The following is a 22480-nucleotide window of genomic DNA, read 5'->3' on the forward strand; positions in this document are numbered from 1 at the left end:
CTTCACGTCCTAGCGATGTGGCGAACGAACGATGCCGGGCGTCGCCCCCGGGAGAACCGACGATCCTGTATGGCCCTCAATTACCTTCGGCATCGACCATGAAGACCATTGGCTTCCCGCGCGACATCGGCTCCCATCCCGCCGCCAAGGCGGCGCGAACGCACCGGGCGATCGTTGCATCGTCCAGTTGAAGGCGTCCCCGCGGCAAGCCTTTCAAGAGCCGCTTGGGCGCCGGAAACTCCACCCATGCCTGGCGTTTCGCATCGCGCTGGAGAAGAGCGATCGTCATGCCCTTCCAGCCGTCGTCGTCCGACAGATGCGGTTCACGCTCGAGTTGCCAATGGTAGGTGTTATCATCGACGGTGACCGTTCCGTCGGTGCTGTGCGATTTCGACATGTCGGCGGCACTAGCATGCCAGCCTCATCAGAGCACGTGCCGCGGGGCTCTCGGGCAAAGGAACGCTCCGAGCCGGGCCTCGACGCCGACAGACAAGAAGATCACCCGTGAGTTCTCATGCCTCTCCGGGGTGTCGGCTGCGAAACCTGACCGTCCAGCCCCGACGGCGAGAGTTGTGACTGCCGCCCCTTCGAGGGTAAGAGTGGAACGGCAATGCTCGCCATTCTTTTGGCAACCATCCGCTACGGGTCAGGTGCGTAGCGACGACGTATGTGGGCAGACTATGACGATGCGCGCGAATTTCGGTTGGCTCCTGTTAAGCGGATCCGCTCTTGCTGTGTCAGGCTGCGCCAAGCCGCCCGTTTTCGTCCAGCCACCACCCCCGATCATCGCCGTGACGCCGCCGCCCCCGCAGATGCCCGCAGGTGGCTATGTCGGCATGAAGATTCCGGCGAAGCTCGAAGACGGGACCTATTTCACGCCAAATCTGAACAACACAGATTCGGCCGCCGTGTGGCATCTACGCAACGCCTTGAACGTGGCGGCACTTGGCTGCGACCTTGAGGGCGGCGGGATCGTCGATGCGTACAACGCCTGGATAAAGACGCGCGCCGCCGACATCGACCGCTATTATCAGGCATATATTCGCGAGTGGCAGGAGCCCGGCTGGATCGACTGGCAGCGTGTCTATGACGACGATCAGACCCGTGTCTACAATTTCTACGCGCAACCGGCGATGCGGGCGGGCTTTTGCGCGGCCGCCCGTACGGAGGTCACTCAGGTCGGGCAAGTCGCGGCGGTCGATCTTCCGAGCTTTTCCCGTGCGGCCCTGCTACGGCTCGACCGACCATTCGTAGAGTTTTACAGGGCGTTCGATGCCTGGCGAAGCTATTATCGTCCGGCTTCGCCACCGGCGGCGCAGACCGTCAGCATTCCGGTCGTCGTGGTTCCGCCGCCCGCAGTGGCCACGCCCGAAGGCGCCGAGGCGCCCGCACCCCAAACGTCGCCGACTTCCGAACCATAAGAGCAGCCTATAGCGCGAAAGCTCCGTCTGACGCTTTACTCGATCCACCGTCAGCACGGCGTCGATGCGGGCGCCGGCTTTTGCAACGCGTGCCTCTCAGGCGGAGTTGCCGGCTGAGAGGCGTTCGGAAAGCTCGAAACACGAAAGTCCTGACCGCGCGCACTTTCCGCCGCCGCGGCATCCAAGCCGGCGACCGCGGCAAGCGCCATACGACAAGCCGCGCGGTTTTCGATGCATTCGCAGCGTGTTCTACTGCGCGACAGGCCAGCCGTTCGCGTCCCAGACGATGGGCTGGATCTGCAGCGTGGGTGCACCGTTCCGCTGCGTGTCATAGGCGTGATAGACGATATAATCACCGTCGGACTGGCTGAGGATGGCAACGTGCCCACGCCCGACAAAGCGGCTGCCAGTGCCCTGCCCGCTTCCGAGCACCAGCGTGCCACCGCCCTGAAGCATCGCACGTCCATCGCGGTCGACGTAGGGCCCATCGGGCGCGGAAGAGCGTCCGACCACGGTGTTGTAGGTGCTGGCCGAGCCCTGGCAGCAAGCATCGAACGAGACGAAAAGATAATAGAAGTCGCCATGCCGGACGACATAGGGCGCCTCGATCGCGCCGGGCGAAGGGCGCTGCGCAAGCGCGCGCGGGGCGGCATCCCCGGCCAGCCGCAACCCGGTGGCAGGATCGAGGCGGATCAGCTTGATCCCCGTCCAGTAGCTGCCGAACACCAGCCACGAGCGACCGTCGCTATCGGTGAAAGCCATGGGATCGATCGCATTGAAATCGTCACTGGTCTGCGACTGGACGACCGGACCCTGATCTTGCCAGTTGGCGGCCGGGGCAGCCGGGTCGATCGACGTCGCGGTCGCCAGACCGATCGCCGACTGGTTCCGCCCGAAGGTAGAGATCGAATAGTATAAGCGGTACTGGCCGTTCACTTTCGAGATATCCGGCGCCCACATGCCGGTCGCGCCGGGTACCGCCGTCTTGGCCCAGGCCGGCAACGAAAGATAGCTGCCGCCCCGCAGCGTCCAGTTCCGAAGATCGGTCGAAGTCCGTAACCCCAGCAAACCTTCCGCGTCACCCGCATTGCCGGTGGCGAAAAGATAATAGGTGTCGCCATCCTTCAGGATCGCAGGATCGTGGACCGGGCTGGTATCGCCCGTCAGCGCGAGCGATGCGCTGGTTGGCGACGGGCTCGGGCTCGGCGACGGCGTTGCCGAGGGGCTCGGCGTCGGCGCCGCCCCGCTCGGTGCCGGCGACGCCGAGGGGCTTCCTCCATCGCCACCGCATCCGGAAGCGAGCAGCAACAAGGCAAGCGAAAGGGTACGCTTCATGAGCGGTGTTCCTTTTCCATCGATGCAGGAGCGGGCGGACCGGGCGGTCCGCCCTTGCCATCAGATCAGTTGAAGCTGTATCGTACCCCGACCGCGAACGTTCTGGGCACCAAGACTGAGCCGAGGTTGTAGCGGTCTTCGTCGCCGACGTCGCCGAACTTGTAATATTCCTGCTGCTTTAGTCGGAGCAGATTGACCGAGTCGAAGGTCAGGCCGAGACGGTCGGTCAGCTTGGCGGTCAGCTGGAAGTCGAGGCTGCCTTCCGGCCGGCGCCATATGCCCAGAGGGTTAGCGAACAGCCTGGCCTCATACCGCACCTGCCACGCCTTGCGCCAGACGTAGGAGAGGCGCGCGCCGATCGGGCCGTTGTCGTAGGCGAGCGTCGCATTGTAGGACAAATCCGACACGCCGAAGAAGCCCGAGCGCAGTTCGCCGGTCTGCTGCCCCGCCAGGTTGAATTCGGGCACGTTCTGCGTCGAATCCAGCAAGGTAAGGCTTCCCTGGAAGCCCAGACCGTCGAGCACCGACGGCAGATAGGTCGGGAAGTAGGTGAGCCCGACTTCCAGTCCCTTGAGCACGCCGTCGGACGCGTTCGCCGGACGACTGATGACGAAGTTGTCGGTCGCGCCGGCCACGATGCCATTGTTGGGAATGAATTCCAGCTGGCTGACCGGCACCACCAGGCCATTGATTTCACGGCGGAAGCCGGTGACCGTGATCGCACTGTTGCGATCGAAATACCATTCGACCGCGACATCGTAGTTCTTCGATGTCGTCGGTTGCAGCGTGGCCGTCCCGGCACCGCCGGTGCCATAGCCGACCCCCGTCAGATCACCCGTCAACGAGAAGTTGGGGTTGATGGCGCCGAAGTCGGGGCGGCGCAGCGTCTCGCCGTAGTTGAAGCGGAGCCGGAAATTGTCGGTCAATTCGTAACGCGCGGTGAAGCTGGGCAGGAAGCGATCCGACCCCGGCGACGAGCGCGAGATCGCGCCGTTGTTGAACCGGTCGCGGAAGATCGCGTCGGTATCCACCGCCACGAAGCGGACGCCGCCCTGCAGCTTCAGCGGACGCCCGAAGATCGATAGTTCGCCATCCGCCTGGAGGTAGGCCGCCAACGTCTTCTCGTTGACGCTGAACACCTCGGTCGTCTTCAGCTGATCCGAGGTCGGAAGGCCGTAAAGCCCGCGGATCATGTCACGATTTCGATAATTGTAATAGCCGTTCGGCAGCACCCAACTGGTCGGCACGTCGGCACGGCCCTTATAGAAATCGCTGTTGGTGAAGGTTGCCTCGGCCGGGAAACTGGCCAGCGAGCGGTTGAGCGGCGCGGCATCGGCGGTGCGCACGAAGCTGGATGCGCGGCGATCGTCAAAGCGGAATCCCGCCTTGATCTGGCGCAGGAAGCCGGTGTCCCAGGTGTAGTTGCCGTCGAGCGTGGCGGTGAACGCACTGCCGGTATCGCGGTTCGAATTGTCATACAATTGCGCGACGTTCCACTGCGCGGGGTCGGTCAACAGTTTGTCATCGTTGAAATGATAGGACGGCAGCCCGCCACCGGCGTTGAAGTCGACCACGATCTGCTGGGCAACGCGATCGACGCGCTGCGCGAAAAAGTCCGACCGGGTCTTGCTGGTCTGGTATGCAGCGTCGGCGACGATGTTGCCGCGCCCGCCCAGATCCCACTTGCCGTTCAGCGCATAGACGAAGCTGTCTGTCTTCGCGCGATTGTAGTCGCCGCTGTTGAACCCGTAAACGTTGTTGGCGACACGCGATTTCACGATGTTGGTGCCGTCGTACAACGTCGGATTCTCGGCAGGGTCCCAGTAATCGACGAAACTGAACTGCAGACTGTTGAACGTTTCGCCGCGGAACCCGGCGTAATAGGCCTCGGCCGTGTAGACCGAGCTGCTGTTGGGTGCCCATTGCACCGCGATGTTTGCCGACGGCCGCTCACGCAAGCCATACAGATCCGAGGAGAAAACCGCGTCGCGCGACAACCAGTAAGGCGTTGCGACCCCGTTGACCGGCATCGTCGATCCGGTCGCGGTCGGCAGCCCGGTTTCGTTGCCGGCCTTCCAGTTGCCCAGCCCGCACGTATTGACGAACTCGCCCGTCAACGGATTGACCGGCGCCGGGAAAATGCGCTGGAACGGCACCAGACAGGTGCCAGCGGGCGGCGTGAGCGTGGCGAACGGCACGAACGCCCCCGCCGTCGTCGCCATCGTGCGGAACTTCGAGCGCGTATAGCTGCCGTTGACCAGCACCCCGATGTCGCCGATCCCGGTTTCCCAGCGATCGCTGATGAGCAGCGCGCCGTTCGGATTGATCTTGTCGGCTTCCTGATCGTAGATCCCGCGCACCAGCCCGGAGATAGCGAAGCCGTTGAAATCGAAAGGGCGACGTGTGACGACGTCGACCTGCCCGGCCAGGCCGGTCTCGATCTGGTCGGCGGCGCGCGTCTTGAACACGTCGACGCGCTTCACGAGGTTGGCCGACACGTCCTGAAGCCTGAACGCCTGTCCGGACGCCGTGAAGATGTTGCGGCCATTGAGCGTCGTCAGCGCATCGGGCAAGCCGCGGATCGCGATGCCCGCCGCTTCGCCCTGCCCGCGGTCGGTGACCTGAATACCGGTAACACGTTGCAACGCCTCGACAACGTTATTGTCGGGCAATTTGCCGACATCCTCCGCAACGATCGAGTCGACGATCTGCGTCGAATTGCGGCGACGATTGAGCGCGCCGACGATCGATGCGCGCACGCCGGTGACGACAATATCCTGTTCGGCATCAGCCTGATCGTCGCCGGCGACGGTGCCGCCGGCACCGGTGCCCGCCTGATCGACGGGGCTTCCCGCCTGACCGGGCTGTTCAGGGTTGGCCTGCGCGTAACCGGGCGTCGCCGCGAGCAGCGCCAGAGCGGAAACGGAAGCGAAAACAACAGGCTTGAGTGCCACAGGACTCCCCCCCTCAAAGATTACGGATCGGCATGAGCGTTGTTCGCCCATTACTCGGACAAACGCATATTCAAAGCCATGGTGGCTCGCAAGCGCAATCTTGTCGGCTCCGCGCTCTGTCATGATCTAAGTCAGCGACCGTGTCTTTCGCGCATCACGTTGATTGGTCTGCATAACCTCCCTGCGAGCTTCGTCGAACGACGCCGATCAGACGTGGGAGGTGGCGTTCGCGGTCATGACTCTCGCCTTCAACGTATATCGATGCCGCGCGCGTGCGTGACGGTCGCGGTCGAGACGGCGTAGCTACGGTCTGAGCGCGGGAGACAGCGTGTCGCTGGCGCTTGCCCCGTCGCTCGGCGACCGCGAAGCGCTGCGACTTTCCGATGCGCCTTGAGTTGGTTAGCCGCCGGACGTGAAGCGTTATCGCGCGGAAACGTCAGCCCGCGGGCCGGCGCGGCTTCGGCGCCCGTCGTCCCGCAACTCCGCGAATCGTCACCCGTGCGGCGCGGTGAACGCCGGTATCTGCCGGGGTGACGGTCGCGGTAGGGTCGAGGGTGGCTGTCCACGCTCTAGTCGGACAAACGCGCGGCGCCCATTGGTGCCGCGGTTTGCGACGGTAGCGACACCGGCGCCGTCGGTGCACGAACGCAGCCGGAAATAGCAGCGTCAGGACGGAAACAAGCGTCGTATCTGCGCGACAGGGGATGCGCGGGTACAGCAAGCGGGGTCCAATCGACGCGCCCGGTCACCGTCACCACAGGCGGGCCTTGCGCACGGTCCGAAAACCGACGACCAGACGTCGCCGACCTGGTCGTCTGCCACGCCGCTGGCGTGCGATCCGTTGCGCCTGACCAAGATCGTTGGTCATCCCGGGTTGTTCGCGGTCCACGGTTCCGCGGTTGCGGCCACCTGCGTGGTGGCGGAACGGTGGATGCCTAAACCCGTCCGGCATGACGGATGAAAGTTGCTTTCGGCTGCGATGGTTCAATGTTTGATCCACCCGGTCTGAACCGCTTCCTATTGTCACCCCGGCGACGGCCGGGGCCCAGTCGGGAAGGCTCGCGAAATAGGCGCTACCTTCATCATCAGCGTCCCCCAACTGGGCCCCGGCCTTCGCCGGGGTGACGCTTCAGCTTAAATGGATCATCGTCTCGCTTCTCGTCTGCAGCGTGCGCGTCAGTCGCTCGTCGTCGCGGCAGGCGTGTCGCGCCGCGGTGCTTCGAAGGTCGCCCAGTCGCCCTCCCCACCCGGCCGCGGCGGCGGGCCGGCGATGCCGGGCGGCTCGCCGATCGCGCCGGTGCGAACGCGGTGCAGATGGACCTTGGCGATCATGTTCGCGGAAATCGGCGCGGTGATGAACAGGAACAGCGAGATCAACAACTCGTGCGCGGTCCACACCCCGAGCTGCATCCGGAAATAGACCACCGACGCGACGAGCAGCGCGCCCAGCCCCAGCGTCGTCGCCTTGGTCGGCCCGTGCAGCCGTTCCATCGTCGAGGGCAGCCGTACCAGCCCCCAGCTTCCGATCAGCGCGAACGCCGCACCCAGCAGCAGCAACATCACGACGACGATCTCGGCGACGACGCTCATTCGACGATGTCCCCGCGCAGGATGAACTTGCAATAAGCGATCGTGCCGACGAAGCCGACCATCGCCAGCAGCAACGCCGCCTCGAAATAGGTGTCGGTGCCGCCGATCATCCCGATCAGCACGATCAACGCGATGGCATTGATGACCATCGTGTCGAGCGCGACGATCCGGTCGCCCAGCGCCGGGCCGCGCAACAGCCGCCACAGGTCGAGCAGCAACGCGAGCGCGAGCGCACCGGTCGCGAGGTGAAGCGCAAGGTCGATCATGCGAAGATCCGTTGCAGTCGCGCTTCGTAGCGGCGCTTGATCCGTGCGACCTCCGCCGCCTCGTCCGCAACGTCGAGCGCATGGACCAGCAGGAAGCGCCCGTCCGCCGACACGTCCGACGAGACGGTGCCGGGGGTAAGGCTGATCGTCCCGGCCAGCATCGTGATCGCCTCCGGGGTGGTCAGGTCGATCGGCACCACCAGCCAGCGCGCGCGCAGATCGCGGTTGCGGCGGAACAGGATCAACCGGGCGACCTGAAAATTGGCGACGACAATGTCGCGCAGCACGATCGCCAGATAGCCGAGGAAGGGGCGGCCTAAGCGCATCCGCGGCCGGTCGGGCCAGAACGGCTGGGTGAATTTGGGCAGGATCAACGCGAACACGCCGCCCAGCACGATCCCGCCGATCGTGATGCCGTTCGCCATCAACAGCCAGACGATCAGCAGCATCGCCGACAGCGCTGGGTGGGGCAGCACGCGCCTCAACGTGCTGCTCCGAGGATTGCGGTGACGTAAAGGCCGGGCGTCATGACCTGCGCGGCGGTGGCACGCGCGTGCGCGGTTGCCCATCCCGCCGCGACGGTGAGCGCGGCCAGTGTCGCCAGCAACAATGCGGGCGCGATAAACTCGGCACGCGAGCGCGCCGGGCAGGCGATCGGATCGGCGTCGGCGGCGCTCGCCTTCCAGAACAGGGTCGAGCCGCCGCGCGAGAAGCCGATCACCCCGATCAGCGTCGTGACGAGGATCGTCGTCCAGATCGCCGGCCAGCCGGGCACCGCGAAGCTGGCGTCGAGGATCAGCAGCTTGCCGACGAACCCCGCGAGCGGCGGCAGCCCGACCACGCCGATCGCCGCCGCGAGATACAGCAGCCCGGCGGCGTCCTGCCCGGCGAAGCGCGGGCTGGGGGCGAGCGCATCGGCATATGGGCCGCGCCGCCGCATCGTCACGTCGGCGACGAGGAACAATGCCGCGCCCGCCAGCACCGCCTGCACCATGTAATAAAGCGCGGCGGCGAGCGTCGCCGCGCGCCACGATGCCACCGCCATCAACAGCGTCCCGGTCGAGGCGAGGACCGCGAACGCCGCCTGCTCGCGCATCCCGCGCGCGGCCAGCACGCCGACGAACCCGACGATGGCGCCGAGGATCGCGGCGGGCAGCAGATAGGGCGCGGGCACCCACGCCGCCGCGCCGGCCTGCGCGCCGAAGATCAGCGGCACGGTGCGGATCATCGCATAGACGCCGACCTTGGTCATGATCGCGAACAACGCCGCGACCACCGGCATCGTCGCCGCATAGGTGCGCGGCAGCCACAGGTGCAGGGGCACCACCGCCGCTTTGAGCCCGAAGACGACCATCAGCAGCAGCCCCGCGACACGCAGCAGCCCCTGATCCGCCGCGCCGAGCGCCGCGACCCGGACCGCGAGATCGGCCATGTTGAGCGTCGCGGTCAGCCCGTAGAGCAGCCCGAGCGCGATCAGGAACAGCGCCGACCCGACGATATTGACGACGACATAGGCGACCCCCGCCTTCATCCGCAGCGCGCCTTGCCCGTGCAGCATCAGGCCATAAGAGGCGATCAGCAGCACCTCGAAGAACACGAACAGGTTGAACAGGTCGCCGGTCAGGAACGCGCCGTTCAGCCCCATCAGCTGGAAGTGGAACATTGGGTGGAAGTGCCAGCCGCGCCGGTCGGCCGCGGTGACGAGCGCATGGCCCAGCACGAGCGTCGCCAGCAAGGCGGCGAGCACCAGCATCAGCGCGGCGAGCCGGTCGAGAACGAGCACGATCCCGAACGGCGCCGGCCAGGCGCCGAGCGCATAGCTGCGGATCGCCCCATCCTGCGCGACCGCGAAGAGCGCGCAGGCGGTGACCAGCATCGCGACGCAGCCGCCCAGCGACAGCGCCGCCGCGGCGCGGGCGTGCCGGCGCATCAGCAGCATCGTCAGCGGTGCGGTCACGGCCGGGATGACGACCGGCGCGATCGGCAACTGGTCGAGCAGCGTCACGCCGGCTCCTCGCTTTCGTGGTCCGCCACCCCGTCGACCTGATCCGAGCCGCTCTCCAGATAGCTGCGCAGCGACAGGATCACGGTCAGCGCGGTCATGGCGAAGGTGATGACGATCGCGGTCAGCACCAGCGCCTGCGGCAGCGGATCGGCGTGCGCGGTCACGCCCTGCGCGTAGAGCGGCGGACGGTCGACGATCAGCCGCCCGCTCGCGAACAGGAACAGATTGACCGCATAGGACAGCAGCGTCAGCCCCAGCACGACCTGGAAGGTCCGCCCGCGCAACGCGAGAAAGATGCCGCCCGCGACCAGCACCGCGATCGCCGAGGCGACCAGAAATTCGAGGCTCATGCCGCCTCCCCGTCGTTCTTGGCGGCGCGCTGCGCGACATGGGCGAGTTGCGCCAGCGCCATCATCACCGCGCCCACCACCACCGCGGCGACGCCGAGGTCGAACAGCATCGCGGTCGCCAGCTCGAACTCGCCGATCAGCGGCAAATGGAAATGGCCGAAGCTGCTGGTCAGGAACGGTGCGCCGAACAGCAGCGAACCGAGCCCGGTCGCGACCGCGATCAGCACGCCGCCCGCGATCAGCTGATGCTCGCCGATCCGCCGCCGCACGTCGGTCCAGTCGAAGCCCGACGCGAGATATTGCAGCAGGATCGCGATCGAGACGATCAGCGCCGCGATGAAGCCGCCGCCCGGCTGGTTGTGACCGCGCAGGAAGATGTAGACGCCGACCAGCAACGCCAGCGGCAGGAGCAGCCGGGTCGCCATCACGAACATCATCGGGTGACGCTCGGGCGAGAAACGGTCGCGCGACCGCCACGCGCGCAAGCGCCGCCCCGCCACACCGTGCGCCGCGGGTTCGAGCAGCGCGAAGATCGCGAGGCCGGCGATGCCGAGCACCGTGATCTCGCCGAACGTATCGAAGGCGCGGAAGTCGACCAGCGTGACGTTGACGACATTGGTGCCCCCGCCGCCGGCGTAGCTGTTGTCCCAGTGGAAGCGCGACACACCCGCGCGCGCCGGGCGGGTCATGATCGCCCACGCCAGCCAGCCGGTGCCCAGCCCGCCGACCGCCGCGATCACGCCATCGCGCACCCGCCGCGTCATACCCGACAGTCGCGGCGGGTTACCGGGCAGCAGGTGCAGCGCCAGCAGCATGAGCAGGATCGTCACCACCTCGACCGCGATCTGAGTCAGCGCGAGGTCGGGGGCGGAAAGGTGGACGAACGCCAGCGCCATCACGAGCCCGATGACGCTAATGAAGATCAGCGCGAGATATCGCCGCCGGTCGACCGCCAGCACCGCGCCGGTCGCCACCACCAGTGCCGCCCACGCGACGATCGCGATCGGCGCGGCGGGCGTGGTCGCGCGCGGGCCGGGCGCGATCGCAAAGCGCAATGCGGTTTCGAGGCCCAGCGCCAGTGCGACCAGGAACAGCGCCGTCAGGTTGCGTTGCAGCGACGCGGCATGGAGACGCCCCGACACTTGTCGCAGCCTACCAACCGCCGCGGTCATGGCGCGGTCGAACAGCCGCTTGGCGTCGGGGACCGGAAGGCGGGCGACCGCCGCGGCGACGGCGGCGTACCGCCACAGCAGCAGCACCGCGACCGCCACCGCGCCGAGGCTCATCAGCAGCGCGGGATTGACGCCGTGCCATAGCGCCAGATGCTGCGCGGGGCGCGCCGTGCCGGTCGCCGCCGCGCTGGCCGTCGCGACCAGCCGCCCCGCCAGCGTCATCGGCACCATCCCGAGCGCGAGCGCCAGCGCCGCCAGCACCGCCGGGGGGCCGAGCAGGATCACGCCCGGATCGTGCGGCGCGGCGACCGCGCCGGTGCGCCGCGCGCCGAAGTGCAGCGCCACCGCGTACCGCAGCGAATAGCCCGTCGACAGCATCGCGGCGAGCGTCGCCAGCACCGGCACCAGCAGCGTCTGCCCCGCCCATACGGTGTGCGCGCTCTGCTCCAGCATCATCTCCTTGGAGATGAAACCACCGAGCGGTGGCAGTCCGGCCATCGCGGCGGCCGCCAGCACGCCGAGCGTCGCGGTTAGCGGCATGAGTGCGGCGAGCCCGCCCAGCCGCCTTATGTCGCGCGTGCCGGTTTCGTGATCGAGGATCCCGGCGTGCATGAACAGCGCCGCCTTGAACGCGGCATGGTTGAGGATGTGGAACACCGCCGCGGCCACCGCCGCGGCGGTGCCGAAGCCGAGCAGCATCACCATCAGCCCCAATTGGCTGATCGTCGAATAGGCAAGGATCGCCTTGAGGTCGTGGCGGAACAGCGCGACGCCGGCTCCGAAGATCATCGTCGCCAGCCCGACCGCGGTGACGATGACGAACCACCATTCGCTCCCCGCCAGCACCGGCCACAGCCGCGCGAGCAGGAACACGCCCGCCTTCACCATCGTCGCCGAATGCAGATAGGCGCTGACCGGGGTCGGCGCGGCCATCGCGTGCGGCAGCCAGAAGTGGAACGGGAATTGCGCCGACTTGGTGAACGCGCCCGCGAGGGTCAGCAGCAGGATCGCCGGGAAGAGCGGCGACGCCTGCACCAGATCGGCGCGCGTCAGGATCGTCGCCAGCTCGTAACTGCCCGCCGCCTTGCCGAGCAGCACCATCCCCGCGATCAGCGCCAGCCCGCCGCCGCCGGTGACGGTCAGCGCCATCCGTGCGCCCTGCCGCGCCTCGGCCCGGTCGCGCCAGAAGCCGATCAGCAGAAACGAGGCGAGGCTGGTCAGCTCCCAGAAGACGAGCATCAGCAGCACATTGCTCGACAGCGCGATCCCGATCATCGCGCCCTGGAACAGCATCAGGAACGACAGGAAGCGCGCGGTCGGCTCTTCCTTCGCCAGATAGCCCTGCGCGTAGAGGACGACGAGCAAGCCGATCCCCAGGATCAGCCCCGCGAACAGCAGTGCCAGCGGATCGAGCCACAGGCTGAGATCCAGCCCCAGCGCCGGGAGCCAGGCGATCCGCACCGCGGGCGTGCGTCCGTCGAGCGCCGCGCCCGCCTGCGTCAGCAAGATCGCCAGTCCACCGGCGCTCGCCACGGCGGCGATCAGCATGTGGACGCCGCGCGCCGCGCGCCGCGCCAGCGCGAGCAGGATCGCCGCGACGAACGGCAATGCGATTAGGATCAGCAACGTCATCCGACCCTCACGGACGACGCGGCGCGAGGTTCATGCGTGGGCGCGCAGACCAGGCGGTACGAAAGAGGTCGCACGGGCAGACCGATGCTCCAGGCACAAGGGTTCGGCGTTGGCGGCCCGACCAACGTGAGACCCTGCCCGCATCAGCTTTCTGCGAACACCCGGCGTCGATATGGCACAACGCCGGGCGCGTTCACAACCCCGCGGGACCCGTGCGCTCGACCTTGGGCGCGGCGAGCCGCCAGCGTTCGAGCTGGGTGAGCACGTCGTTGGTGATCTGCGCAACGGTGAAGCCGGTCAGATCGCGGAAGCCGGGTTCGCCATCGGTCTGCGCCGCCAGCATCCACGCCAGGCTACGGCGTCCTTCGGGCGCCTCGAGCGCCGTGTAGGCGGCGAGCGGACGCGAGCGCGGCAACAGGCGATAGCTGAACGGCCGGCGATCCGCCGCCGTGATGGTGAGTTCGACCGTTCCCTCGCCGCTGTTCAGCCGGCTCGCGGTCCAGCCCTCCTTCTCCATCGCATCCTGGACCGCTTGCAGCGCCGCTTCGCCGTTCCCGGCGATCTGCTCGACGATGTCGGTGCGTCGCGCGGGGACGAGCAGCCGCTTGATCCGTTCACCCACCGATGGCGCATCGCCGGGCAGCGTCACCCCGGCCAGATCGGCGTTGGTCTGCCGGATCAGCCCGACCGCGAGCAAGAGCATGATGAAGCAGAACGGCAGCGCGGCAAGCAGCGTCGCCGATTGCAACGCGCCAAGCCCGCCCGCCACCAGCAACAGTGTCGCGGTCACGCCGAGCAACACGCACCAATAGATGCGCTGCCAGCGCGGCGTTTCCTCGGTTCCGCCCGAGGCCAGGGTATCGATGACCAGCGCACCGCTATCCGCCGAGGTGACGAAGAAGACGCCCACCAGCACGATCGCCAGCGTCGCGGTGACACTGGCCGCGGGCAGATATTCGAGGAACTTGAACAAGGCGGTCGACAGGTTCGCCTGCACCGCATCGGCGATCCCGCCGTTCGCCGCGCCGAGATCGAGCGAGATCGCGGTGTTGCCGAAGACGGTCATCCACAGGAAGGTGAAGGCGGTCGGGACGAACAGCACGCCGGTCACGAACTCGCGGATCGTTCGCCCGCGTGAGATGCGGGCGATGAACATGCCGACAAACGGCGACCACGCGATCCACCAGGCCCAGTAGAAGAGCGTCCAGTCCGCCATCCACGCGCGCGGCTCATAGGCGTAGAGCGTGAAGGTCCGCTTCACGAAATGATCGAGATACAGGCCGAAATTCTGCACGAGTGCGCGGAGCAGGAACAACGTCGGCCCCATCGCCATGACGAACAGCATCAGCAGCACGGCGAGCACGAGGTTCAGCTCCGACAGCCGGCGGATGCCGCGATCCGCGCCGCTGAGCACCGACAGGGTCGCCGCGCTCATCACCAGCACGATCACCACGATCTTGGTCGTGATCGTGTCGGGGACGCCATATTCATACGCCAGCCCCGCGCTCATCTGCGACACGCCGAAACCGAGCGAGGTCGAGACGCCGAACACCGTGCCGCACACCGCGAAGATGTCGATCGCGTCGCCCAGCGGACCGTCGATCCGCTTGCCAAGGATCGGCGACAGCCCGGAGCGCAGCGTCAGCGGCATGTTCTTGCGATAGGTGAAATAGGCGAGGCTCAGCCCGACCAGCGCATAGATCGCCCAGGCATGGACCCCGTAATGGTGGAAGGTGATCGCCATCGCCTCGCGCGCGGCGAGGATCGTGCCGCTCGGCGCCTCCGGGGGCGAGATGTAATGCTGGATCGGCTCCGCGACCGCGAAATACATCAGCCCGATCCCCATGCCGGCCGCGAACAGCATCGCCAGCCACGACAGATAGGGAAAATCGGGTTCGGAATCGTCCGGGCCGAGCTTCAGCTTGCCCGCCGGGCCGAAGCCGAGCACCAGCACCACCACGAGGAACACCGCGACCGCGGAGATGTAGAACCAGCCGAACGTGTCGATGGCCCAGCCCTGCGCCGCCTTGAACGCCGCATCGGCGGTGCCCGGCATCGCGAGCGTCGTCACCAGCAACAGCGCGATGATCGCGGAGGCGCCCCAGAACACGCGGGGATTGATTTCGCTCTTCAACATATCAGCCGGTTAGCATCGGTTAAGGTCGATGGCGAACCTAGCGCCGATCGACATTCATGAAGGTATACCGCTGCTCTCGCCCCTGGACAGGGGAGAGGGATAGCGGAGCTTGCCAGCGTGCTGGCTAGCGCAGCTTGGGTGAGGGGTTGAGCGAGCCGAAGGCTCGTGCGCTCGCTTTCGCGAGCGCCACTCCTCACCCAGCTTCGACTAAGACTTTGCTGCGCAAAGCCTAAGTCTGCGCAACCCTCTCCCCTCTGCGAGGGGCGAGGGCAGGCAATCATGAATGTCGATCAATCCTAGAGCGGTTTCCGACCAATCTGCACCATCGTGACGTAGCCGATGTTGGTTCGTGGCAAGGAGCGAGGACGGAACGGGGCTCTGCCCCCGTGACTGACGAGGGACGCAGCCACGAGACAACATCGGCCCACCCCACAGGGGTTGCGTCAGGAAAGCCGCTGCACGTCGTCGCGACGCTTGCAGGGGCAGACCAGCCCCTGCGTCACGCCGCTCCTCGCCAGCAGCCTTCCTGACGCACTCACGATGGCGCAGATTGGTCGGAAACCGCTCTAGCCGGACCCTAATCGACGTTCCATTCCAGCCGATAGGTGACGCGCAGGCCGTCATGATCGGATAGCTGCGGCTGCCCCGCCGTCCCGTCGAACATCGCCTCGATCCTCACCGGCGTGACACTGACGTCCTGTGTGGAGCGAAAGAGCTGGAGATCCTCGGTATCGACCCATGGCGCGTCGCCGTCCCACGACAATCGCACCTCGCACGGCGTCGCGGAGGCCGCGCAGAAGCGATGCACCATCGTATATGCCGCCAGCGCTTCCTCCAGCTTCGCCAGACGGTCGGGCGTTCCCGCCATGTTGAAATCGCCACCAACGATCGCCGGCACCCGATCCGTGCCCGTCGCTGCGAGGAAGCGAGCGAGATCGGCGCGCTGCAAGGCCTGCGCCGCGCCATGCCGTTGCGCCGGCACGCGCGATTCGGCCTGTGCGTTGAGATGCGTGTCGAACAGGTCGATGGCGGTCGGCACCCCCGGCACCTGGATGCGCGCGTGCAGCGCGCCCTTGTTGCTCAGGCAGTCGAAGCCGGCACAATGCCTGCTGCCGAACGGCTGCGAGCTTTCCGCCACGATCGGATAGCGGCTGAGGATCGCCAGTCCCGATCCGACGAGATGGAAGCCGGTCTCGCCCTTGCCCCAGCGCCGCGGGCCGGGCACGCGGCCGGAGGCGGGCAGCGTCCGCCGCTGCGTGCGCGTCGGCCCCCGGACACGATAGCGATAGCCCGCCCGCGACAGCGCGCGGACGGCGGCCGGGCTGAACATCTCCTGGATCAGGATCACGTCCGGTGCCGCGCCGCGGGCGTTGAGCGTCGCGAGGATCCGACCGATCCTCGCCAGCGACGGCGCCCTGCCCCGCCGCGCGGGCCAGGCGAGCCCCTCGACGTTGAAGCTCAGCACGTCGATCGTCGTGCTCGCGCGCCCCTCCGCATGGTCCACCGCGATCGGCGGGCGCGGAGCGGCGGGCAGCGGGCCATGCTCGTGCCGGACGGGTGGCAGGGTCGTGCAGGCGGCACTCGCCAGGACGGCCGCCAACGCGATCAAACGACGCATCGCCCGATCCTACCGCGCGGCGATGACGCCGTTCGCGAGCATCAGCAACACCGCCGCCCCGGCCGCCACCCGGTAGATGACGAACGGCAGGAAACTGCGGGTGCGCAACAGGCGCAGGAAGCCGACCATCACCGCATAACCGACCACGAAGGCGATCAGCGTGGCCAGCAGCGTCGGCCCGCCACCGATCGGGTTCGGCTTGTCCCAGCTGTCGATCAGTTCGAAGAAGCCCGATGCGAGCACCGCCGGGATCGCCAGCAGGAACGAATAGCGCGCCGCGGCCTCTCGCGTGTAGCCGAGCAACAGCGCCGCGCTGATCGTACCACCCGAGCGCGAGACCCCCGGCACGAGCGCCAGCGCCTGTGCGAAGCCGAGCAGCAGGCCGTGCCCCCAGCCAAGCCGTTCGAGCGTCAGCCGGCGTGCGCCGATCCGATCGGCGACGCCGAGGACCAGTCCGAAGCCGATCAGCATCGCCGCGGTGATGTAGAGATTGCGGAGATTGCCCTCGATCTGCTGCTTGAGCAGCAGGCCGAGAACCGCGATCGGCAGCGTGCCGAGGATGATGAGCCAGCCGAGCCGTGCGTCGGGCGACAGGGAGGCGGGCCGCCTCCCGACCGCGGTCAGCCATGCCAGGGCAATGCGCCAGATATCGCGGCGGAAATACAGCAACACCGCCGCTTCGGTGCCGATCTGCGTGATCGCCGTGAAGGCCGCGCCGGGATCGGTGCCCGATGGCAGCAGCGCGCCGGCGATCCGCAGATGGGCGCTGGACGACACGGGCAGAAACTCGGTCAACCCCTGCAACAGCCCGAGGATCGCGGCCTCGAGCCATGGCGCACTGCTATCAATGATCATCGATACTCCAGAATTCGGCGCCGGCGCGACGCCCCGATCCGACGGCAGGCAAACGGCAGCACCCGAGCGCCCCCGCGGGATCGGGCAAGAGCGCGCCGTGTCAGGTTGCGGCGGGATCGCTGCGGCCCCTGTGCGGCAGCGCGAGCGACTTAACAACCGCGAACGACGCCCGAAAGCGAACGGGCATCGTCACTCCAGTTCGCGCAGGATCGGGTAACGCAGCGGATACGGGTGGCCCGGCCCCGCCTTCGCATAGAGCCAGCGCAGGCGGGCATCGGGATCGCCCACGAAGGCCGGGTCGCCGGCGAGCTTCGCCTCGAATGCGGCCTTCACCTCGGGCTCGGTGGCCAGGACATGCTCCCCCACCACCGCGAGGATGAAGGCATCGGTGTTCGGGGCCGGCGCCAGCATTTCGGGAAAGAAGCCCCATGCCAGAAACGAATCCTGGCTTTCCGGCTCCAGCAGCGACGCGGCGAGCAATCCGAGCGGCTGATCGGCGGGCACCCGGATGCTACCGGCGGGCAGTTCCCGTTCCGCCCGCTCGTGCGCGATTCCGGCGGCGATCGGATAGCGTCCGTCATGCGGTTGCAGCAGCTTCGGATCGATCAGCCGCATCTGGTCGAGGGTCAGCGTGCGAGGTGCTGCGATCGTTTCGAAAGTGATCCCGTGCAGGCGGAGGCGCTCGATCACCGCCGTCTGCGCAGGCGGCACCCACCATGCCTCGGGCAGCCGCACGCTTTCGATCGGGGTCTGTCCGATGATCGGCATCCGGAAGGTGATCGGCTTGCCCAGCCAGCGTTGCTCCTCCCGTCCCGAGGCGGGCGAGACATAGCGATCGAATGCGACGCCCCGGAAGCGCTCGATCCAGCCGATCGGGGTCGGCGCCGGGGTCCAGCGGGTGAGCAACTCGGCGGGACGGCTTGCGCGATCCTGCGTCTTGGCCGCCGCGATGCGCGCGGCGTCGCGCGCCGCGATCCTCAACGCCGCCTCGAGCAGGACATAGGTGCCCAGCACGCGCTGCCGGTAGGGTTTGAGCATGTGGTTCTCGACCAGCACGGTCGGCATGCCGATGAAGTCGCCGTAGCCGGTGGAGTAACGCGGGCCCTCCGGGCTGTAGCGTATCCCCTTTTCGGGATGCCGGGTGTCGATCGGGCTGGGATAGATGATCGGCATATGCCCGGCCCCGGTGAGCGCGGTCGAGACCGCGGGGCCGAAGCGATCCTGCAACCAGTCCGCGGTGGCACGATGGCGCGCATATCGGCCCCAGCCCGCATAGGTGAAGGTGATGTCATACTGCATGTCGAAGCCTTCGCTGACATGACAGTCGACATAGAGGATCGGATCCAGCGACCGGATCAGCCCGATCATCGCCCGCGACTCCGGCGCATCCAGTTTCGCATAGTCGCGGTTGAGGTCGATATTGCGCGCATTGACGCCGCGCCCCTTCTCGACGGGTCCGCGAAGGTGCGGGAAGTTATAGGGGCTCCGCGCCTCGTGCCCGTCGACATTGTAGATCGGGACGAACACCAGATCGACCTTGTCGAGCAGGCGCTCTTTCCCGCGCAGCGCGATATCGCGCAGCAGCATCAGTCCCGCGTCCTTGCCGTCGATCTCGCCGGCATGGATGCCGCCCTGTACGAGCACGACGGGCTTGCCGCTGCCTCCCTTGCTGGCGCGGACATAGATCATGTCGCGACCCTCGGCGGTGCGGCCGAAGGTGCTGATGGTGATGAGCGCCGATGCACGATCGAGCCGCTCCAGCCATGCGCGGACCTCGGCATAAGGTGGCGTCGTGCGGAAGCCCGACGCCTCCGCCGGCGTGATCCACGGATCGCCGGCGCTCGCGATCAGCGCCTCGCTCTTGCCGGACCAGGGCAATGTCGGCGGCAAGGGCGCCGGATCTTGCGCGCCAAGCGGACCGCCGGTGGCGATCAGGAGCAAACCGGCGAGACGAGTGACGTTGGGAAACAAGAAGAAATCCACTTCGATCCTTTGGCCGACATGGGGTGCCGACGACATGCCGCCGCGACCGAAGGCCACGCCGCCGGAGGCTGTTGCGCTGACGCGCCGACGCCTTATGAGACGTTGCATCATATCGCAACCTGCGGCGAGAATGCCGCCGCGTCCCGGAGCAGCAATGTCCTTGATCTTCCTTCGAGCACGACGCCGTGCGTCAACGGTGGCCTACACGCTCGCACTCGGGCTGACGCCCTTCGCCGCCGAGGCACAACAGCCGCCGGCGCAAGAGGATGACGACGAGATCGTCGTGCTGGGCACCCGCGACACGGTGGATCGCGCCTTGTCGTCGGACCGGGTCACCGAGCGCATGTCGCAATCGAGCCGCTCGGTCGAACGCGATATCCTCGACGCGGCCGGAACGTACCGGCTGAGCGACGCGCTCGAACTGGTCAGCGGCTTCAGCCAGCAGAACAACCGCGGCGGCGTCATCGACAATTTCGCGGTCCGTGGCTTCCTCGGCACGCCGGATGGCGGGGCGGAATATTATCTGAACGGCTTCCTCGCCAACCGCGGCATGGCGCCGCCGCGCGATCCCGCCACGACCGAACGGATCGAGGTACTCAAAGGACCGGCGGGCGCATTGTTCGGGGACGTCGATCCGGGTGGCCGGGTCAACATCGTGACCAAGGTTCCGCGCTTCACGCCGCAGGCGAATGCGCTGCTCAGCTACGGCTCGTTCGACACGCGCCGCGTCGAGCTGGATGCGACCGGGCCGTTGAGCGACACGCTGGCCGCGCGGATCGTGGTCGCCGGTGAAGACAGCGACGGCTGGCGCGACACCGTCACCCTGCGGCGCCGCGTGGTCTCCCCATCGCTGACCTGGCAGCCGATCGAGACACTCCGCCTGACGTATACCGGCGAGTTCAGCCAGTTCGACACGCCGTTCGATCGTGGCATTCCCGCGATCGATGGCGACGCCAACGCGCTGCCACGCTCGAACTATTATGGCGAGCCCGCGAACGGGATCACCCGGTCCCGCAACGACCAGCATCAGATCACCGGATCGGCCGCCGTGGGCGGAGGCTGGACGATCAATGGCGGTGCGGTGTGGCGGACCGGAACGCTGAAGGGGCTGTCCGCCGACCAGTCGCGGATCGTGGGAAGCGCGTTGTGGCGGCAGCGCCGGTCGCGCGACTTCAGTGTCGACGACCTCTCGGCGCGCCTGGAGCTGGCGGGCCGGATCGGACGGCACCGGATCAGCGCCGGCGTAAAGGGCTATCGCTTCCTTTACGGCGAACGATGGATGCGCATCAATCCATCGGCCAGCGCACCCTATGCGATCGACCTCTTCGATCCGGTCTATGGAGCGGAGGCCGCCGCCTTGCGGCCGTTTACCAACAACGACGAGAGCCGGTGGGCGGGCACCTTCTATGTGCAGGACATGTGGGACGTCACCGAGCGGCTGACGCTGGTCGGCGGCGCGCGGATCGATCCGTACCGACAGAAGATCGTCAACAACAACACCGGCGCGGTCGGCCGCAACATCGACGAGCCCGTGACCTTTCGCGTCGGGGCGCGCTACCGCGTGACGGACGCGATCGCGGTGCACGCCAATTGGGGCGAGAACTTCGCGCTGAACACCGGCACCGATCGGACCGGGGCCGGCTTCGGTCCGGAAAAGGGACGCGGTTACGAGGTGGGCATCGCAGCCAAGCTGCCCGGCGTCGATCTTGCCGCGACATGGTTCGACATCCGCAAGCAGGACATCCTGACCACCGATCCGGTCGATGCGAACTTCCTCGCGCCCGTCGGGAGCATCGTCAGCCGCGGGATCGAGGTCGACGCGTCGGCCCGGCTCGGCAAGCGCTGGCAGATCGTCGCCAATTTCGCGTGGCTCGATGCCGAGGCGGATGACGCGACGTTCCCGACGTCCGCCGTGCTGAACGTGCCCGAACATTCGGGCACGCTGCTGGTGGTGCACCGGATCCCGACCGGCCGCGGCGACTGGCAGCTCAGCGGCGGTGCCGCCTATGTCGGCGATCGCGCAGGATCGCTGACGGCGACACCGATTGTGCTGCCGGCCTATGCGAAGCTGAAAGCCGCCATCGAAGCACCGCTCGTCGAGGGCGTACGCGTCCGTCTCGAAGCCGACAACCTGCTCGATCAACGATATGCCGCCAGTTCATACAGCGCGCTGTGGATCTATCCCGGCGCGCCGCGGACGGTGCGCGCATCGCTGCGCCTGGAACTCTGAGACGAGCGGGGAAAGATAAGACGCCCCGGCGGACCAACCGCATGACGGAAAACGAAGAATCCCGGTAAGGGACGTTAAGCATATCTGCTGCCGCAATGGCACGAGACAGCTGGGAAATTGCCAATTAACGGGTACTTAACCGGCTGAACTCTTCCCGGGGTAGACAGGGAATCGATCAAATGAAGATGATGAAAGTGCTCCTCGCGGCTTCTGCTTTGCTCGCTGTGTCGCCGGCCTCGGCCGCTCCGATCATCGGCTCGTTCAGCCTTGCGTCGTTTTCGGGCAGCTACACCGGCGGCACCGCGGCGAACGCGACCGGCCTCGACTTCGGCGACGCGTTCGGCGGCACCGGCAACGGCTACGGCGTCAACGGCAGCGCGCTGATCGGCAACGCGAAGGGCAGCTTCGCCGGCCTGAACGGCATGATCGCCAGCATCGCCGATCTCGCCCTGATCGGCAATGTCGCCAATCCGTACACGCAGAACCCGTTCATCCAGTTCGGCACCGCCAGCAACATCATCTTCAGCTTCGACAATGCCTCGGTGACGCGCTCGCCGCTGGGGACGAGCGTGACGATCACCGGCACGGGGCTGTTCACCAATGGGATCGCGGCGGACGCGACCGTCGGCACCTTCTCGCTGGCGACGTCGTCGCAGAACGGCATGTCGAGCGACGTCAACTTCACCTTCACCAGCAACGCGTCGGCCGGGGCGGTTCCCGAGCCGGGCACCTGGGCGATGATGCTCGCCGGCTTCGCCATGGTGGGCGCCGCCGTGCGCCGGCGTCGCAGCACGGCGACCGCCTTCGCCTGATCGGCGCATCGCGCAGGATGAGGAAAGTGCCGTCGATCGCAAGACCGGCGGCACTTTGCCGTTGCGCCAAAGAATCATTTATTCGCGGCGGCACGCGTGCCCGGGAAACGAGGTCACGCA

The 22480-nt window shown here is 67.0% G+C and carries 16 protein-coding genes; 3 read left to right on the forward strand and 13 right to left on the reverse strand.

The window, feature by feature from the left end; all coding sequences use genetic code 11:
* Nucleotides 1–76 precede the first annotated feature (76 nt).
* Complete coding sequence (locus PGN12_14565; GenBank protein ID MEH3105109.1) at nt 77–397, reverse strand: hypothetical protein; 321 nt, start codon at nt 395–397, stop codon at nt 77–79.
* A 283-nt stretch (nt 398–680) separates the two neighbouring features.
* Between PGN12_14565 and PGN12_14570 the strand changes: the two genes are divergently transcribed.
* On the forward strand, nt 681–1421 hold the full coding sequence (locus PGN12_14570) for a hypothetical protein (GenBank protein ID MEH3105110.1): 741 nt from the start codon (nt 681–683) through the stop codon (nt 1419–1421).
* Nucleotides 1422–1670: 249 nt separating this feature from the next.
* Here PGN12_14570 and PGN12_14575 read toward each other — a convergent pair whose 3' ends face one another.
* The 12 genes from PGN12_14575 to PGN12_14630 form a co-directional block, all read right to left on the reverse strand.
* Nucleotides 1671–2756, reverse strand: coding sequence for an arabinan endo-1,5-alpha-L-arabinosidase (locus PGN12_14575; GenBank protein MEH3105111.1), 1086 nt, complete (start codon nt 2754–2756; stop codon nt 1671–1673).
* 65 nt (nt 2757–2821) lie between these two features.
* Nucleotides 2822–5710, reverse strand: coding sequence for a TonB-dependent receptor (locus PGN12_14580; protein ID MEH3105112.1), 2889 nt, complete (start codon nt 5708–5710; stop codon nt 2822–2824).
* Between the two features lie 1176 nt (nt 5711–6886).
* The gene (locus PGN12_14585) at nt 6887–7300 is read right to left on the reverse strand and encodes a Na+/H+ antiporter subunit G (GenBank protein ID MEH3105113.1); all 414 of its coding nucleotides are present in this window, start codon (nt 7298–7300) and stop codon (nt 6887–6889) included.
* On the reverse strand, nt 7297–7566 hold the full coding sequence (locus tag PGN12_14590; GenBank protein ID MEH3105114.1) for a K+/H+ antiporter subunit F: 270 nt from the start codon (nt 7564–7566) through the stop codon (nt 7297–7299). Before PGN12_14590 ends, PGN12_14585 begins: the two co-directional genes overlap by 4 nt.
* Entirely contained in the window at nt 7563–8042 is a 480-nt protein-coding gene (locus PGN12_14595; GenBank protein MEH3105115.1) for a Na+/H+ antiporter subunit E, read from the reverse strand. The genes PGN12_14590 and PGN12_14595 overlap by 4 nt, the downstream gene beginning before the upstream one ends.
* Nucleotides 8043–8047: 5 nt before the next feature.
* Nucleotides 8048–9571 carry a monovalent cation/H+ antiporter subunit D gene (locus PGN12_14600; GenBank protein MEH3105116.1) on the reverse strand — a complete coding sequence of 508 codons (1524 nt, stop codon included), beginning with the start codon at nt 9569–9571 and terminating at the stop codon, nt 8048–8050.
* Nucleotides 9568–9921: a Na+/H+ antiporter subunit C gene (locus PGN12_14605; GenBank protein MEH3105117.1), complete on the reverse strand. Its 354-nt coding sequence runs from the start codon at nt 9919–9921 to the stop codon at nt 9568–9570. Before PGN12_14605 ends, PGN12_14600 begins: the two co-directional genes overlap by 4 nt.
* Entirely contained in the window at nt 9918–12725 is a 2808-nt protein-coding gene (locus tag PGN12_14610; GenBank protein ID MEH3105118.1) for a monovalent cation/H+ antiporter subunit A, read from the reverse strand. Before PGN12_14610 ends, PGN12_14605 begins: the two co-directional genes overlap by 4 nt.
* 193 nt (nt 12726–12918) lie before the next feature.
* Entirely contained in the window at nt 12919–14862 is a 1944-nt protein-coding gene (locus PGN12_14615) for a BCCT family transporter (GenBank protein ID MEH3105119.1), read from the reverse strand.
* A gap of 577 nt (nt 14863–15439) precedes the next feature.
* Entirely contained in the window at nt 15440–16480 is a 1041-nt protein-coding gene (locus PGN12_14620) for an endonuclease/exonuclease/phosphatase family protein (GenBank protein ID MEH3105120.1), read from the reverse strand.
* A 9-nt stretch (nt 16481–16489) separates the two neighbouring features.
* Entirely contained in the window at nt 16490–17335 is an 846-nt protein-coding gene (locus PGN12_14625) for an undecaprenyl-diphosphate phosphatase (GenBank protein MEH3105121.1), read from the reverse strand.
* A gap of 189 nt (nt 17336–17524) precedes the next feature.
* Entirely contained in the window at nt 17525–19276 is a 1752-nt protein-coding gene (locus PGN12_14630) for a M14 family metallopeptidase (GenBank protein ID MEH3105122.1), read from the reverse strand.
* A gap of 238 nt (nt 19277–19514) precedes the next feature.
* Between PGN12_14630 and PGN12_14635 the strand changes: the two genes are divergently transcribed.
* Entirely contained in the window at nt 19515–21548 is a 2034-nt protein-coding gene (locus PGN12_14635) for a TonB-dependent siderophore receptor (protein ID MEH3105123.1), read from the forward strand.
* Nucleotides 21549–21727: 179 nt separating this feature from the next.
* The gene (locus PGN12_14640) at nt 21728–22360 is read left to right on the forward strand and encodes a PEPxxWA-CTERM sorting domain-containing protein (protein MEH3105124.1); all 633 of its coding nucleotides are present in this window, start codon (nt 21728–21730) and stop codon (nt 22358–22360) included.
* The last annotated feature ends 120 nt before the right edge of the window (nt 22361–22480 follow it).

Source organism: Sphingomonas phyllosphaerae (genome assembly GCA_036946405.1).
Classification (GTDB): domain Bacteria; phylum Pseudomonadota; class Alphaproteobacteria; order Sphingomonadales; family Sphingomonadaceae; genus Sphingomonas; species Sphingomonas phyllosphaerae_D.

Excerpts from the sequence above, each read along its gene's own strand:
- PGN12_14590 (MEH3105114.1), bottom strand. The coding sequence starts at position 7,566 with ATGATCGACCTTGCGCTTCACCTCGCGACCGGTGCGCTCGCGCTCGCG.
- PGN12_14605 (MEH3105117.1), bottom strand. The coding sequence starts at position 9,921 with ATGAGCCTCGAATTTCTGGTCGCCTCGGCGATCGCGGTGCTGGTCGCG.
- PGN12_14620 (MEH3105120.1), bottom strand. The coding sequence starts at position 16,480 with ATGCGTCGTTTGATCGCGTTGGCGGCCGTCCTGGCGAGTGCCGCCTGC.
- PGN12_14610 (MEH3105118.1), bottom strand. The coding sequence starts at position 12,725 with ATGACGTTGCTGATCCTAATCGCATTGCCGTTCGTCGCGGCGATCCTG.
- PGN12_14585 (MEH3105113.1), bottom strand. The coding sequence starts at position 7,300 with ATGAGCGTCGTCGCCGAGATCGTCGTCGTGATGTTGCTGCTGCTGGGT.
- PGN12_14615 (MEH3105119.1), bottom strand. The coding sequence starts at position 14,862 with ATGTTGAAGAGCGAAATCAATCCCCGCGTGTTCTGGGGCGCCTCCGCG.
- PGN12_14565 (MEH3105109.1), bottom strand. The coding sequence starts at position 397 with ATGTCGAAATCGCACAGCACCGACGGAACGGTCACCGTCGATGATAAC.
- PGN12_14575 (MEH3105111.1), bottom strand. The coding sequence starts at position 2,756 with ATGAAGCGTACCCTTTCGCTTGCCTTGTTGCTGCTCGCTTCCGGATGC.
- PGN12_14625 (MEH3105121.1), bottom strand. The coding sequence starts at position 17,335 with ATGATCATTGATAGCAGTGCGCCATGGCTCGAGGCCGCGATCCTCGGG.
- PGN12_14570 (MEH3105110.1), top strand. The coding sequence starts at position 681 with ATGACGATGCGCGCGAATTTCGGTTGGCTCCTGTTAAGCGGATCCGCT.
- PGN12_14640 (MEH3105124.1), top strand. The coding sequence starts at position 21,728 with ATGAAGATGATGAAAGTGCTCCTCGCGGCTTCTGCTTTGCTCGCTGTG.